The following is a 14,450-nucleotide window of genomic DNA, read 5'->3' as shown; positions in this document are numbered from 1 at the left end:
TGCTCTATTGCGCCGCACACAGCGCCCGCCCATAGGCCTGAATTGGCGGCTCGCCGTGGCTCTTGACGTATTCCGCATCCATGTAAGCGGCAAAGGTCGTCACACTGCGGATGCCTCGCGCGGCATAGACCTTCAGGTCCGCCTCGAGAACCCGCTCATCGAACGGAAGCTTGACCGCGGGCTTCTTCCATGAGGAGAAGAGGGAGACGTCGAGCCAGTACTCGAGCACGTGCGCATCGGCGGCAGAGAAAACCTCCAGGTTGGCGTTCAGCGCATCCAGGTCCGGCCTGTTGGAGGGATCGGACAACGGCTGCCTCCAACTCCGAGTGAAGGGTGCGAACTCCAGGAATATGCCGCGCTCGGGCTTGACCTTCACCGGGGCGCTCATGGTGTGCGTGTATGCCAGGTGGGCCAACCGGGCTTTTGGATCAAGCTTCCGGATCGCCTTTATCATCCGGTTCTCCACGATCAGGGCCTGCTCGCTGTCCGAGAACCCCCGGCATTTCGGGCAGCGGCACCCCCGTTGGCCGTCGTCGCACCACAGGAAGTAGCGGTGGGTCGTGGGCTTCAGCGCCCGGCACGTCTTCACCGCGTTCCGGCACACGATCGCCAACGCTCTCTCCGAGTGGACGCATAAATTGCCGTCTGGATTGCGTTTGCCCTCGTCGTCCATCCGAAACAATTCCGGTGACCCCGCGAAGAGCGACCGGGGCAGAAGCTGGAACATCGCATGCATCTCGTACTCGACCTGGAGTCCGAGCTTCCGGCACTTAGCCAGGAACGCCTTTCCGGCGTCCGTGCCGACAAACTCGATGAGTGTTGACGGCGCCGCACCGAGCGCCATCACCGTGAGCCCGGCCCTGGATGCCCGCTCCGGCCAGTCGGCCAGCGTCAAGTCAGCCGGCGAGATAACGACTCCTCGACTCCGAAACCGCATCTGTGCCCTCCCCTGATTCATTCCGGCTCCCCAAGCGCCGGCCGGGATGTCGCCGCCGGCGAATACCCCGGCTGCGCCGATAAGTTTGATGAAATCGCGTCGTGTCAGCATGGTTAAACTGATGCCCTGATAGTTGGCATGAATGCTGGCGGACGCGTAAACAGACTGCTGCGTCCACCGGAATTGTGCTTAATCACAAGTCGAGTTCTATCGCTCAAGCCTCCGGAACGCAAGTCGCCGCCTGCGCACCCCCCCTCCCCGGAGGTCGGGCTGTATTCTTTTGCCCAGCTTCAGCCTTGGGATTAAGATGGCGCGCAGGATTATGGCTGGCCTGTTTTCTTCGGCGACCCTCGAGCAGATCCGCGCTGCCAGCGACATCGTGGATGTGATCGGGTCGTACTTGCCGCTCAAGCGCGCCGGGGCCAACTTCGTCGCCCTCTGCCCGTTCCACAAGGAGAAGACTCCGAGCTTCAACGTCAATCCCCACCGGCAGATCTTCCATTGCTTTGGCTGCCACAAGGGCGGCGACGTGTTCGCCTTCGTCAAGGAATACGAGAACATTGATTTCCCGGAGGCGGTGCGGCGCCTGGCCGACCGGGCGAAGATTCCGCTGGAGTACGAGAAGAACGCCGGCGAGCAGCACTCGCGGCATCTGAAAGATCGGCTGCTGGAAGTCCATGAGCAAATCGCGCAGCGCTGGCAGAACGCCCTCGCCAACGAGGCTTCCGGCCATCTTGCACGCGATTACCTCGCCAAACGCGGCGTGTCCGAGGAAGCCGTCAAGCTCTTCCGCCTGGGAGCCGCGCCGGACCTGTGGGACGACACGGTCAACTGGGCCAGGAGCAAGGGACACGAACTTGCGCTCGTGGAGCAAGCGGGCCTGATCCTGCGCCGCCAGGAAGGCGACGGCTACTACGACCGCTTTCGCGGGCGGCTGATGTTTCCCATCTGCGACGAGCAGGGGCGGGTGATTGGCTTCAGCGGGCGCGTGCTCGCGGGGGACGAAAAGACCGCCAAATACGTCAACTCACCCGAGACGCCGATCTTCACCAAGAGCAAGGTGTTCTTCGGCCTGGACAAATCCAAGCGCGCCGTCCTGGAGGCCGGCCACGCCATCGTATGCGAGGGGCAGCTCGACCTGATCGCCTGTTTCATGGCCGGCGTGCAGAATGTCGTCGCGCCCCAAGGCACGGCTTTCACCGCCGACCACGCCCGCATTCTCAGGCGCTACGTCGAGGAGGTCGTCCTTTGCTTCGATTCGGACGAGGCGGGGCAGAATGCGGCGGTCCGGTCACTGGACAGCCTGCTGGCGTCCGGGCTGGCGGTGAGGGTGGCCGTGGTGCCCGCACCCCATGACCCGGACAGCTTCATCAAGGCCTCGGGCGGCCCCGCCTTCAAGCAGCTCGTCGAGCGCGCCGAAGGCTTCTTCGACTATTACCTTAATCGCCTGACCGCCCTCAACCAGGTCACCACTGACAAAGGGCGCCTGGCGGTGCTGCGCGGCATGGCCGAAGCCGTGCACAAGACCGGCAACGCCGTCCTGATTGACAAATACGCGCAGAAGACCGCCTTGCGCCTGGGCGTAACGCCGGACGCTGTGCGCGCCGAGTTCGGAAAGCAGTCGCGGCCAAAGACGCCGGCGCCCGAGCTGGCCGAAGCGCCCGCCGAAGAGCCCGCCGGCCCCCGGCGGCCCGCACAGACCGAGTTCTGGCTGTTGAAACTGCTGCTGCTGCATGACGACCTCGCCGACTGGGCGGCGGCGCACCTGGACCCCGCGTGGGTGCAGCATCCGCTCGCGCGGCAGATTATCGCCCGGCGCCTGGCGGCTCAGGCAAATCAAACCTGGACCAGCCTGGCCGCCTTTGTGGACGAGTGTGACACACCGGAGATGCGGAGCCTGGTGACCGAAGCCACTACCGAATCGCGCCCGATCCCCAATCCGGCCCAGCAACTCCGCGATGTCGCCCAGCGTTTGCGCAACCAGGCGCTGGATCGGCAGTTGGCGGCGTTGATGCAGCGTGCCCACCAGCCGGAAACCTCCGAGGCCGCCCGAAACGACCTGTTGCGCCAGCAGCAGGAATTGCGACAGCTCAAGCGCCAGCCCATCCAGGGGTAACCGCCGACGCCGGCCAGCGCATTCGCACCGTGATCGGAAAGGCGTGAAGCCAGCAATCTCGCGCAGGGCCCGACCGGTTCCCTGGCAGGCCAACGGCCTATGGTGAGTGGATTGGGCCGCCTCTTGCCGAGTGCAAGTCTCTGCTTGACCCATTGCCGAAGTGGCGGTTACTTTGGCGCTACTAATCGGGTTTACCAAACCTGCGAACCAGAATAACAAAGCAAACAACGAAAGGGTAGTTAATGAGAATTAGTGGATGGATACTGACAGCAATCATGACCGCTACGCTGGCACTTGCCGGTTGCAGCAAACCGACGGGCAATGTTGACACCTCGGCGCTGGAATCGAGCTTCCAGTCCGCGGAAGCCTCCGTAAAGGAAAGCGCCGATAAGGCAATCGCCGCCATCAAGTCCGCCGATTACGCGGGAGCTGTGGCGGAACTGAAGAAACTCGCGGAGAACGCCAAGCTGACGCCCGAGCAGAAGCAATCCGTCAACGACTGGATCGCCAAGGCCCAGAACGCCGTTGGTGAAGCCGTCGGCAAGGCCGCCGATGAAGCCGGCAAAGTGGCCGATGATGCTGCCAAGGCGGTCAAAGACTTGCCAAAGCCGTAGATCCGCTGCGAGCTGGTCCCTCAAACTAAAAAGACCTCTTGCTGTGGCGCGTGTTCCCACCGGAGCACGCGCCACTGCTCTTTCTCCCGGGAGCCGGACCGTCCCGGCTGCTATCGGTCGAACCAGCCGAACTTCTGTTTGTTCGCCACGTAGAGCAGGCCCAATATGCGCATGCTCACTGCGAGCAAATAGACCCGGATCAGGCCCCAAACGGCCCGCAAGCCAAATGTCAGGAACATCACCTGCATATCCCTGGTTTGATACCCGATGCTCTCGGCGCCGCCTGCCAGGGCGTCCCCCAGCAACCGCAGCAGATACACGCCGACCACGACCGTGCAGGTGACCAGGTAGCCCAGGGGGACTTTGAGAATGGCCGGGATCACAACCAGCGGATTAGCGGCCAGGGCGGTGTCCTTCATCGCCACGGCCAGGAATGCCATCGGGAAATAGAGACACCCCAGCAGCATCGCGGCAATTTGGAGGGTGGCCGGCGCGTCATACCACTCAAAGAGCCTCAGCACGAAAAGGGCTAACGGCAGCCCAAAACATATCAGCACCGTCATGCCCAGGCGCAAGGCACCGCCAAACACATCGTCCAAACCGGGCAAGTCGGGCATTTCCTCCTCCTCGTTGGCGGTAGCGTGGATGATATTCTGCAGGAAAGAGAAGATGTAGCCGTAGGCGGCGATCATGAGCGGGATAGACATCCAGAATCCGGTGAAGCCCTCGGCAATCGAGATCACCACGGCGCTCACTATCAGCATCAGCACGCCGCTGCCGAGGAAGGGGTAGGCAAACGCGCCGGGAAGCCGGGCGAAGAACCCTCTCGACGCCGCGGCACGTTGCAGCGTGACTCGCGCGGGCACGCATTCCGCGCCGCATTGGCGGCAGTGCTTCTTGTGCGCGCGGGTGGTGACACACGCCTCACAGAACAAAAGCTGGCAATGTGTGCAAAAATGCCGGCCGGGAACCTTGGGGTGGAGTTTGCAAGGGCCGGAGGGCGTGGCGATGGGAGGAGGCGCTGCCTGCGGCGGAACGGCCAGAGGCGGCGGCGGAGTCGGAATCCGCGCGACGGTGCCTGGCCTCGCGACGCGGATAGCCCCTGCGGACGCCACGGCGCGCGGCGGAGGCAATGGCGGCGAGGCGACTCCCGCGCCGGCGGGCGCGTCGGCATAGAAGAGGATCTCCAGGCTGCCCAGGTGCAGTGTTTGACCAGCCTGGAGCGCCGCTTCCTTCACCGGCGCGCGGTTGACATATGTGCCGTTGGTGGAACCCAAATCCCGGATCACCGCCTTGCCGCCCTCCACCACGATCTGGCAATGGGTACCCGAGACCGAGGGATCATCGAGCGTGAAGTCGTTCGCGGGGCCGCGCCCAAGCGAGTTGGTGCCTGACTTGAGGTTGATCTCACGGGCGTCGGGTGAACCGGGCTGCACAATGAGTCGCGGCATAGTCGTCGGCAGTTGAATTAACGGAACCGGCGCCCTTGTCAAGTGACCTCTGCATGCCTCCGCGGTTCCCACCGCCCCGAAGGGCTAATTCGGATCCGCGGGGATATGTTGACCACACTTGCCAGCCGTGGAAAGCCGGTTAAGCTGCCCGCATGAAGCTCTGTCGCCTGCTCTGCGCGCTGCTGTTCCTTTGCGTGGGTTCTGCCGCTGAGTTGTGCGGCCAGACGGCCGATGCCGAACGCAGACAGTTCGCGGCGATCAAGGCCAAAGCGGATAAGGGAGACGCCGAAGCCCAACTCAGTGTGGCATCCTTCTACGCGCGCGGAATCGGAGTCACCAAAGACCCGGGCAAATCCACGAAGTGGCTGCGCAAGGCCGCTGAACAGGGATTGGCCCGCGCCCAGAGGCTGCTGGGTTGGAATCTTGCCAACGGTGTGGGCGTTAAGATGAATAGGGTCGAAGCCGCGCAATGGCTGCGCCGGGCCGCCGAGCAAGGGCTGGCAGAAGCGCAGTTCGATCTGGGCACGTGCTACGCCAACGGCGACGGGGTCGAGCGGAATGCCGCCGAAGCGGCGGCTTGGTACCGCCAGGCGGCCAATCAGGCGCTGCCGGACGCGGAAGCCGAGTTGGGCAACTGTTACCTGGAAGGCAACGGCGTGCCAAAGGACATCCCGGAAGGAGTCAAATTGGTTCGCAAAGCAGCCGAGAGAGGATTTGGGCCGGCGCAAAACACGCTGGGGCTTTGTTACGCCAGGGGCAATGGGGTGACGAAGGACCATGTGGAAGCCTATAAATGGTTCAACCTCGCGGTGGCCAAAGGGGGCGCGCTGGCCGATGACGCCAAGGTAAACCTGGCAGGAGTTGAGCGGTTCCTGACACCGGAACAGGTCGCCGAAGGGCAGCGGCTTGCTCGTGAGTTCAACCCTGGCGAGGCGTCCCCCCCGCCAGGCGTTGACAGAACGCCTGCCGCCTCCCCGAGCAACAACACCCCGGCTCCCTCGACGGGTGGCAAAGCAGGTATTGTTACTGTGATGGCACCGGACGATGCGTGCGAAATTTACGTGGATGGCGGCTTCGTCGGCCATACGCCGGCGCGGGTGAGGCTCAAGGCCGGGCCGCACGTGGTGGAGGTCAGGAAAGCGGGATTCAAGACTTACCAGAAGAACCTCCAGGTCAGCGAGGGGGCGGAGCTGACCCTGCGGGCGGTCCTGGACAAAGAGTAGTCACTGACACACCCAAAGTCGGGCTGCTCGCCCCGCCCCGGCGCAGTCTAAACCGCAGGTCCGGCTGCAATTATCGTTCCCGGGCTGGCCGTCCCGCAACACAAGCCAGCCGCAGGGCTGGCGCTCAGGGAGCCGGCTGATCCGTGCCCCGTGACAGTTTCGTGTGCAGAACGCCTTGTTCGTCGAACCAGATGGGGTCGAGCGCGAGAAAGCGGCGCCAGCCCCGCTCGGCGTTCCATTTCTGGTGATAGACGAGCCAGAGCTTGCCGTCGGGACCTTCCACGACGCAATGATGGCCGGGCCCGATCACGGACCCGCCGCGCCGGGCGATCGGGTTGCCGGCGTATCTCACGAACGGGCCGCTGGGTGACTGGGAGGTCGCGTAGCCGATGGCGTAGTCGGGCGTGTCGGCCCCAGAACCGGAATAGGTGAGGTAATAAGTGCCCTGGCGTTTGAGTATGAAGGGGCCCTCGGTGACCTCACCATTGGCCTTTTCCCAATCCTGCTCCGGGCGGATGAGGACCTTTGGCTCGCCTCGCTTGGTCAGCGGGTCGGCCATCGGCTGGACGAGAATCTTGAAACCGCCGGAGAGGTCAACATAATACAGGTAAAGGCTGCCGTCGTCGTCCTGGAACAGGTGGGCGTCAATCGAGTGCGATGCCAGCGCTGCCTTGTCGGTGAACGGCCCCAGCGGACTGTCCGCCACGGCCACGCCAACCTGTTTCTCCAGCGGCCCGCGCTGCTCGCCGGGCAGGTTGTCCGTATAATACAGATAGAACTTGCCGTCGCCGCGCTCGTGGTGGAAGACCTCGGGCGCCCAGGCGCCGCCACGCGGGTCCGTGAACGCGCGGCCCTTGGATTCCCAATCCACCAAGTTCGTGGAGACGAACACCTCGTAGCCCCGGCCATCGGTGGTCCCGTAGAGGTAGTAAGTGCCGTCCAGGCGCAGGATGAAGGGGTCGGCTATCACGCGTTCGGGCAGCAGCGGGTTGCGATAGGTCCGGGCGGGGGCGGGCGCGGCGGGGGGCGGCGGCTCGTTGCAGGCACACAGCCCCACGGCCACCGCGGATAGAAGCAAGGTAATCGTTAGTCTTCGCATCGGGGCGTGACAATAGACAAGCTGCGCCCACTAGGAAAGCCTTTCAACGAAGCCTTGGACCGCGGTTGGCAGAGCGCGGCGGCGACACCGCTTTCCCTGTAAGGTCCTTCTCCGCAAAGCGGCGTGGCGCTTTGCTTCCCGCCGCACCCCACAAGCTCTGTGTCTATTCCTTGTTCCCCGCCGCAATGGCCTTGGCCTCTTCCTCAATCCAGTTTTTCACATTGGCGGTGATGAAGGTGGGGACTTCCTTGCGCTCGATGAGGCCCTGGTTCAGGTCGGCCAGCGTGTAAAAGAGGGCGAGCACTTCGTCGGTATAGGCGCGGGCGCGCTCCAGTTGGGCGCGGGCCGGGGCGAATTGGCCGGCGCGGCGCAGGCGCTGGATGTCGTCGCGCTGGCGGTGGACCTCCATGAGGCGCTCGGCCAACGTGTGGAGTTTCTCCACCTTGCCGAGGCGGCGGGCCAGCATGGGTTCGCTCGCCACGAGCCGGGCGGCCGGTTCGAGCAATCGCTTGCGCTGGTCGGCCAGCCGGGCGCGGTCCGCGTCGCGCGAATCGCCGCGCACGCGGTAGCACAACTCAGGATCGCGCGCCCACGCCTCATGGTAGTCGGCCAGCAAAGCACCTGCCTCCGGGCCGAAGTAATGCCGCGCGTAATCACGCAGCAGGTCGTAGGGGCTCAGCGAGAAGTCGTGGAAACAACGGCCGGCCAGGTAGCCGTTCAAGCCGTGGTTCCACCAATAGCCACGCGGCCACATCAACATATAGACCGAATCAATCCCTTTCTCGCGGAAGTAGCGGCGGTCGCCTTCCATCGCCACTGTGAACGGCGACATCACCCACGGCTCGGCGAAGTTGTCGGTGTAATACTGGCACAGCGTGACGCCGCCCCGAGCGGCGCGGCGCCACTTCTCCAGGTTGTCCTTGCGGTCATAGCGCGGGTCATCGTAGCCCATCGTATAGACGCGGCCCCAATGCGCCCACACAACGCGCTGTTGCGGGTGAATCCGCGCCGTGTCGGGCGGATCGGTCATGGCGCCATAGCCGCCAACCGTCTCGACCAGCAGGTCCGGCCGGCAGGTCTTGAGCCGCTCAATGACTTCCGCCATGAGGAGCATCAGCAGGTTGCTGGCGCCGGCCTTCTTGCATGGCTCGCATTCGCAGGCCTGTCCGCCATCGAACGGCACCAGGCAGAGGATGTTGATTTGCTTCGCCTGCCGGGCGAACGCCGCGGCGTTGTCGGTAAACTGCTTCCGCGCTTCGGGATTCGACCAGCAGAACTGCGCGCCCGCGAAGGCCTGAGGCACGCGCTTGCCGTCGCGCAGACCAAACCAATCGGGATGGTTGGTCAGGTAATCCTCAGCGCGCAGCAGGAGGTTGAAGCAATGGGCCGGGCCGTGCAGGAACATGTCGCGCTGTTTCAATGCGGCAAGCAGGCCGGTGTCGGCAAGCTGCCGGTATTGCGTCTCCAGCGGGGTGTGGGTGTCGGCCTGCCAGCCCATGGCGTTGTAACGCGCCTTCATCGCCCACTCGATCTGCTTGCGGGCCGGGCCGGCCTCCATCTCAAAGAACCACGCGCTGCCGTTGCAGATGCGGTGCTTCATCGGCGAGGCCACGGCCCACGATCCGGCGGGCAGGGAAATCGTGCTCTGCACCGGCACGACCTCCGGGTCCGCGGCATCTTCGGTGGGGTAAAACCAGCGGCAACCCAGGCGCTCCAGCACATCGTAAATGCCATAGATCACTCCGCGCGCGTTGTCCCCGGCGATCACGATGCGGGCTGGGGTCTTGGGCGTTCCCGCTACGACCGCCACTGCGTAACCGTCATAGCCCTTTGCGGCTGGGGGCAGCACCGCCCGGTCCTTTGGCGACAATTCGGGGCGGAGCCCGACAGCCAAGGCCGGTTTGCCGCGGACGCGCTTGACGATAGCCAGTTTGCAGCCGCTGATTTGCCGGAGGTATCGTTGCAGTTCGCCAGCCCCCCAGTTGATGACCGGCGAGGCCGGCGGTGGGCAGACAATGCGCCAATCGCTGGCGCGGTCTTCGGCGATCTTGACCTGCTGCACCGGATCTGCGGGCGAGGCTAGACTGGCAGCAGCGGAGGCTGTGAGCAGAATTAGAAGGCAGAGTGTTGCCGCCGGTTTCATCCGCGGGAGCGTAGTGCACCGCCGCCGAGGAAGGAACTGGTTTGTGTAAGTGTGAGCACTCCCCAGCGCTTGTGCATAAAGGCGCGCGGGTTCCTTCCGACGGGCGCGCCACGGAGCGCAGCCCTTCAGGGGCCTAATCGCGGATCAAACCGTGCCGCGCTCCATGAAGACCAACCGCTCGTCGTATTCATCAACCGTGGTGAGCGAGCCGTCGTCGTCGCAGACCATCACGCCACGCTCGGCCCCGGCATAGTCCTCATATCCGGGGGCGGTCTCGCAGTTCTCGCCGTCGCTCACGAACACCACGGTGGCAAATGTGCCGGCAAGTTGGACACGGTCCCCGAGTTGAATATCCTCACCTGACGTATAACGCAGTAGTTCAGCATCCATAGGTTTTGTGCCGTCAGGCCCGCCCGAGTGCTCGCAACGGGCCGGTTCTTTCTGTTGCAAACTCCAGCTAATTCCCGACTTCTTCCTGCGCTGCCAGGATACACGCCCCCCCTCACGCCGGTCAAATCCACAACCTCTCGTCTGCGCCCGGCGCTACGGTCGCCAAACCGCGTGCGTTCTCCACCGGGGACCCTGACCGCGCGTTGACAGGAACGCGGGAGAAATTTGCTTGTTTGCGATATGCCCCCGGACGGTCTAAATTGTAGAAGCTGGGTGCCACCTTGCGCAATCGGAAGTGGCATTCGGCGTTAGATGTGGGGCCGATGGACGTATTTGCGGCCCCGCGCTTGTAGGGGGTGAGGAGCGCGGTGAACTGCGCGCCACGTCAGCGGCCCGCCATTTCGGTGTTCTGTCTTAGGCTCGATAGTGCTGCCTGCCACGCAGGCCGCCATGGGCGGAAGGCGCCACCGATACTGTTTGCCATGCATCCTGAATATGAAAGATCAAAGCGGGCGCTGGGGAGTGCGAGCCCTGAGGCAAAGAGAACCGGCGGGGTGCTCACCCCGCGTGAGCGCCAGATTGTGCGCCTGATTGCGGAAGGGCGCAGCAGCAAGGAGATCGCCCATCGGTTGCAGATATCAGTCAAGACCGTGGACACGCATCGCAGCAACCTCATGCGCAAGCTCCAACTCCACTCGGCGAGCAAGCTCGTTCGTTACGCCATCCGGAACAAGCTGATCGAGCCCTGATATACGGTTCGAAACCGCGTCCACGCAAGGTCTCTTCTCTACAGGATTCTGTGTATTGCGCGCGGCTTGGCTTTTGCCGCAAATTGTTTCTCTGAGTTCGAACTGGGCTGCTTTGGCCACATCTAATTGGCCTGCCAGCTCGGCTGGCGCCTAGTCGCCAGCCGAGCCGTATTTACCGCAAGCGCACGCGACAGAGGGGTTGGGTGTGCATTGCGATCAGAGACATTGGCTCCATGCCAGCCCGCGGCCCGGGTCGCTGCCGACGCTTTGCCGTGGCTCAAGACAACATGTTAACGCGATGACTGAAAGGGCATTAGACGGGCACCTGCGGGTGCTGGTGGTGGATGATTCTGCGCTTGTGCGGCAATGTCTCTGCCAGCTTCTGGAGGAAGGCGGGCGGTTTGCAGTCGTCGGGTGTGCCAACGATGGGCAAGCGGCTGTGGAATTGTCCGCCAAACTGCGTCCAGACTTAGTGCTCATGGACCTGCACATGCCGGGGATGAACGGCCTGGAGGCAACGCAGCGGATTAAGCGGCACCCCAAAGCGCCGATGGTCATCATGGTGACACTTCATGACACGCCGGCCTCCCAAGCCGCCGCCAAAGCCGCGGGCGTGGATGCCTTCGTGAACAAGGCGGCCATGGCCAAAAAGCTGCCCCCGCTGCTGTCCGCCCTGCGACGAACTCGCAAGGATCCAACTCGGATGCCGGCTGGCACCGGCCCCGCGACGGAGGGGTTTGACGGCGCGCTTACGCCCCGCGAGCGCCAGGTGCTGCAACTAATCGCGGATGGCCGCAGCAGCAAGGAAGTCGCCCATCGGCTGCAGATCTCGGTCGCGACAGTTGACACGCATCGCAGCAACCTCAAGCGCAAGCTCAACCTCCATTCAGTGAGCCAACTAGTCCGCTATGCTATTCGGCACCGGCTCATTGAGCCGTGACCGGAGAGCCGACCCCACGGCGGCATCACTGCCCCCCAGCAAGAATCGGATAGTCCCTCCCAATTCCTAACCCGCGCACTGTCCAAATTTTGGACAGTGATGCTGCCTGCCAGCCTTATCCACCCCCTCTGATCCCCGGGGGCTCTGGCTTGGGCTTACGGTGACGGCACGCTGGTGCCCCGGTGTGTATCCCATGGGGAGCGCTCCCCATGGGATACACACCGGGGCCCAACCGCACTAACAAGCCATCCTCCAGCCAACTCCGTGTCCAGGCGCGACTACTGCATCGTGACGGCGCCCGAAGCGATCCGGAGGTGTTTGTGGTTCCGGAGGCGTTGGTGTCGCGACTCGTGTTCGTGGTCGCGAAGCGGGAGTGCGGCTGAGTGGGAAAGCCGGTTAAAACCTGTAACCGAGTCCAACGGTGAGGTAGAAATCGCTATTCTGCGGTATCTCCCCGCTCGAATCCGCCTCGGGCTTATGCAGATACTCCCAAACGAAGGAGACATCAAAGTCCAGATGCTGCTTGATTTTGAATTCGAGCTTGGAGACTGCGTGGTGGGTATATTGCCCCGCTTCCTCCTTGGCGAAGATGGTCCGCAGGTTCTCCGAGAACGTCAGGCGACGGGTGAGGTCCATTTTGAAGTAGGTTTCCAGCACTGCTGCCGGCGTGGTCGCGGTATCGGATTGGTCCGGCTCTACCGTGTCAAACCGGGTGTACTGGTAGGCGGGACCGGCGGCCACGTTCCAGGTGAGCCCTGAGCGATCAAAAATGTAATAGCCGCCGCCCACCATGGCCGTCCCGCGGTGCGCAATGTTGGCCAGCGGGTCATGGTAGTATTCCAGCTGCGGCGCGCGAATGAACCAGTGGCGATCCAGGCGGATGTCGTAGGTGAAATTAAGGCGCTGATTATTGGCGCTTTCGATCCCGTTTACCTGGCTATAGTTGCCCAGGTAATCGAGCACCAAGTCGGTATTCGGACTCCGCCGAGCCAACTCGCCGCTGGTGGTCAGCGTGATAAATCTGTTATTGCCGGACTGGAGGCTCAGCCCGACGCTGAAGTTGCCCGACCAGTAATGCATCCCCCGACCGCCCGAGGGTGTAAGGCCCAGGAGTTGGTCCCGTGGCAGGAGGATCTGCTCGGGGCCGCTGACCGAGACTACCTCATTGCTAACGACGACAGTTCCAAACGCGGGCTCTTTCCGGCTGTCGAACCTGGCCCACGCCGGACTGGCGGGATAGATCTGCCGGATGTCCTTGAGCTTGAAGGTCTGCTCGTCCAGCTCGTCGTTGTCAAACTCCAGTTTTCGGTTCTGCAGATACTTGAACCGGCCGCTGAGCCAGGAGCCGGACTTTAGCTGAATCCAATCCAAGCTGCCCTGGCCAAGGTTCGGCGGCAGCCACTGATTGGTCGAGGGTTGAAGGCCAGGGGTTGAGACTTGATTGGTAAGCGGGATCGTGCCCGCGGACTCGCCGGGAGGCTGGCGCTGGAGTTCGCGAACCTGGGCGCGGAGGAGTGTCAAGCGCCCCCCCAGTTCGGATTCAAAGACGACCGTATCAGCGGTTTCGACGATGACCTTGCCGACGAACCGTTCGCCGTTAGTGGCCACCAAAACGTCGCCGGGGGCCGCTGTCGGCAGGGCGATCCAGGCCAGCGCCAGCCACAGGACAAGCGCAACGCAACGCGCTGCCGAACCCGGCCGGCGGATGGTGTTCGTTTGCAGGTTGCCCGGCACGACTTCACGCCCCAGGCCTCCGAGAGCGGTTTTGGTGACGGAACCCGTTTTCTCTTCAATCAGGCGCGGGTTGAAGCGCTGTGCCGACCAGCCGAAGGACAGCTTCACATCGCCCCAGGTGCTGTTGGGCTGGGTGCGCAGGGCCTTGGTCCCGACCCGCCGGTCCACCGTGGCAGCCGGCTTGGATTTCCGCGCGTCGGGCTGCGCCGCGTGGATTACAGGGACGTCCTGCCCGCCGGCCGTCACAATCTGGCAGTACTTTTGCAGCGCGTTGCTCATTGAGGTGTGGAACAGATCAATCAGCTTCTGCTGGTTATCGGCCGAGATTTTGCCCATCGACGAATCCGGGTCGTCGGATTTCCACAGCTCGACCGGCGTGATCCAGAGTTTGGTGTACTTGGCCCAGTTCACCTCCGGTTTAATGTAGTACAGGTCGGCTCGATCGGGCAACCTCTTTTGCATTCGGGAGTAGTCCCCCCAGGAGGCCGAAGGGTTCCACCCCGAGAGAGGTCTGGCATGTAGTCTCGCAGGCGGTTAAGTCGGTCAGCAAATAAGCTGCGAGGCTAAGGTCAGGAGTTCCAATGCAGTTGTTGTCTTCATTGGTAAGGGTGTTGATGCTATGTGGTTCGTTGTTCAATTGGGCCGCGCCTTTAGCGCCCGTGTTTGATGACCGGCTGGCGTTACTGCGCCGGAATGGTGATCAAGGGCAGTCTCTCGGGACTGCCGGATTCGGCGAGGGTGAAGAAGAACATGACAGCGGTGAGCGCGCGTTTGGTTTGCCAGTCAGCTTCGTCAACCCAAAACCAGTGGTCGCGGTAACGCACGGCGGCGAAGGCGTGTCTCGGCTTGTCCTTGCCGCTGTGAATCCGCATTACGTTCTGTCGGCTCGCCGGCTCGGCGTTGTCGAAAGCGGGCACGGCGCTGCGTTCCTTCAGGTGGACCTCCGGCACGTCCAAATAGCTAGCAGCCTGTCGGACTTAAGGCGGGGCTTATCAGGCAAGCTGGGGCCGCAGGCGCGAGCACGGCTAAGTCACCCTCGGCGGATCTTGATCGC

11 protein-coding genes and 2 pseudogenes are annotated in these 14,450 nt (G+C 63.2%); 5 read left to right on the top strand and 8 right to left on the bottom strand.

Annotation, left to right across the window (positions count from 1 at the left end; all coding sequences use genetic code 11):
• Positions 1 to 4 precede the first annotated feature (4 nt).
• Positions 5 to 1,048 carry a DUF4838 domain-containing protein gene (locus tag P5205_01525; protein ID HSA09026.1) on the bottom strand — a complete coding sequence of 348 codons (1,044 nt, stop codon included), beginning with the start codon at positions 1,046 to 1,048 and terminating at the stop codon, positions 5 to 7.
• A gap of 211 nt (positions 1,049 to 1,259) precedes the next feature.
• On the opposite strand from P5205_01525, the gene dnaG reads away from it, so the two are divergent.
• Both dnaG and P5205_01515 read left to right on the top strand, forming a co-directional pair.
• Complete coding sequence (gene dnaG, locus P5205_01520; protein HSA09025.1) at positions 1,260 to 3,053, top strand: DNA primase; 1,794 nt, start codon at positions 1,260 to 1,262, stop codon at positions 3,051 to 3,053.
• Between the two features lie 275 nt (positions 3,054 to 3,328).
• A complete protein-coding gene (locus P5205_01515) occupies positions 3,329 to 3,667 on the top strand; it encodes a hypothetical protein (protein HSA09024.1) in 339 nt (112 codons plus the stop codon).
• 110 nt (positions 3,668 to 3,777) lie between these two features.
• Here P5205_01515 and P5205_01510 read toward each other — a convergent pair whose 3' ends face one another.
• Positions 3,778 to 5,118, bottom strand: coding sequence for an FHA domain-containing protein (locus P5205_01510; protein ID HSA09023.1), 1,341 nt, complete (start codon positions 5,116 to 5,118; stop codon positions 3,778 to 3,780).
• Positions 5,119 to 5,270: 152 nt separating this feature from the next.
• Here P5205_01510 and P5205_01505 point away from each other — a divergent pair, with 152 nt between their 5' ends.
• A complete protein-coding gene (locus tag P5205_01505) occupies positions 5,271 to 6,341 on the top strand; it encodes a PEGA domain-containing protein (protein HSA09022.1) in 1,071 nt (356 codons plus the stop codon).
• 124 nt (positions 6,342 to 6,465) lie between these two features.
• Here the strand turns inward: P5205_01505 and P5205_01500 are convergent, their stop codons facing one another.
• The 3 genes from P5205_01500 to P5205_01490 all read right to left on the bottom strand — a co-directional run bounded on the left by P5205_01500 (position 6,466) and on the right by P5205_01490 (position 9,973).
• Complete coding sequence (locus P5205_01500) at positions 6,466 to 7,440, bottom strand: glycoside hydrolase family 43 protein (GenBank protein HSA09021.1); 975 nt, start codon at positions 7,438 to 7,440, stop codon at positions 6,466 to 6,468.
• A gap of 163 nt (positions 7,441 to 7,603) precedes the next feature.
• On the bottom strand, positions 7,604 to 9,583 hold the full coding sequence (locus P5205_01495; protein ID HSA09020.1) for a DUF4838 domain-containing protein: 1,980 nt from the start codon (positions 9,581 to 9,583) through the stop codon (positions 7,604 to 7,606).
• A 144-nt stretch (positions 9,584 to 9,727) separates the two neighbouring features.
• Positions 9,728 to 9,973 carry a hypothetical protein gene (locus tag P5205_01490; GenBank protein ID HSA09019.1) on the bottom strand — a complete coding sequence of 82 codons (246 nt, stop codon included), beginning with the start codon at positions 9,971 to 9,973 and terminating at the stop codon, positions 9,728 to 9,730.
• A 557-nt stretch (positions 9,974 to 10,530) separates the two neighbouring features.
• On the opposite strand from P5205_01490, the pseudogene P5205_01485 reads away from it, so the two are divergent.
• Both P5205_01485 and P5205_01480 read left to right on the top strand, forming a co-directional pair.
• Positions 10,531 to 10,722 (top strand): annotated as a pseudogene (locus tag P5205_01485) (response regulator transcription factor).
• A gap of 298 nt (positions 10,723 to 11,020) precedes the next feature.
• A complete protein-coding gene (locus P5205_01480) occupies positions 11,021 to 11,662 on the top strand; it encodes a response regulator transcription factor (GenBank protein HSA09018.1) in 642 nt (213 codons plus the stop codon).
• Positions 11,663 to 12,058: 396 nt separating this feature from the next.
• Here the strand turns inward: P5205_01480 and P5205_01475 are convergent, their stop codons facing one another.
• From P5205_01475 to P5205_01465, 3 genes and pseudogenes are all read right to left on the bottom strand, one after another.
• Complete coding sequence (locus P5205_01475) at positions 12,059 to 12,742, bottom strand: DUF481 domain-containing protein (GenBank protein ID HSA09017.1); 684 nt, start codon at positions 12,740 to 12,742, stop codon at positions 12,059 to 12,061.
• A gap of 831 nt (positions 12,743 to 13,573) precedes the next feature.
• Positions 13,574 to 13,873: pseudogene (locus tag P5205_01470) on the bottom strand (DUF3313 family protein).
• A 203-nt stretch (positions 13,874 to 14,076) separates the two neighbouring features.
• Positions 14,077 to 14,352 carry a hypothetical protein gene (locus tag P5205_01465; GenBank protein ID HSA09016.1) on the bottom strand — a complete coding sequence of 92 codons (276 nt, stop codon included), beginning with the start codon at positions 14,350 to 14,352 and terminating at the stop codon, positions 14,077 to 14,079.
• Positions 14,353 to 14,450: the final 98 nt, after the last annotated feature.

It is taken from the genome of Candidatus Paceibacterota bacterium (genome assembly GCA_035452965.1).
Classification (GTDB): Bacteria; Verrucomicrobiota; Verrucomicrobiia; order Limisphaerales; family UBA8199; genus UBA8199.
This window is presented reverse-complemented; position numbering and strand designations above follow the sequence as displayed.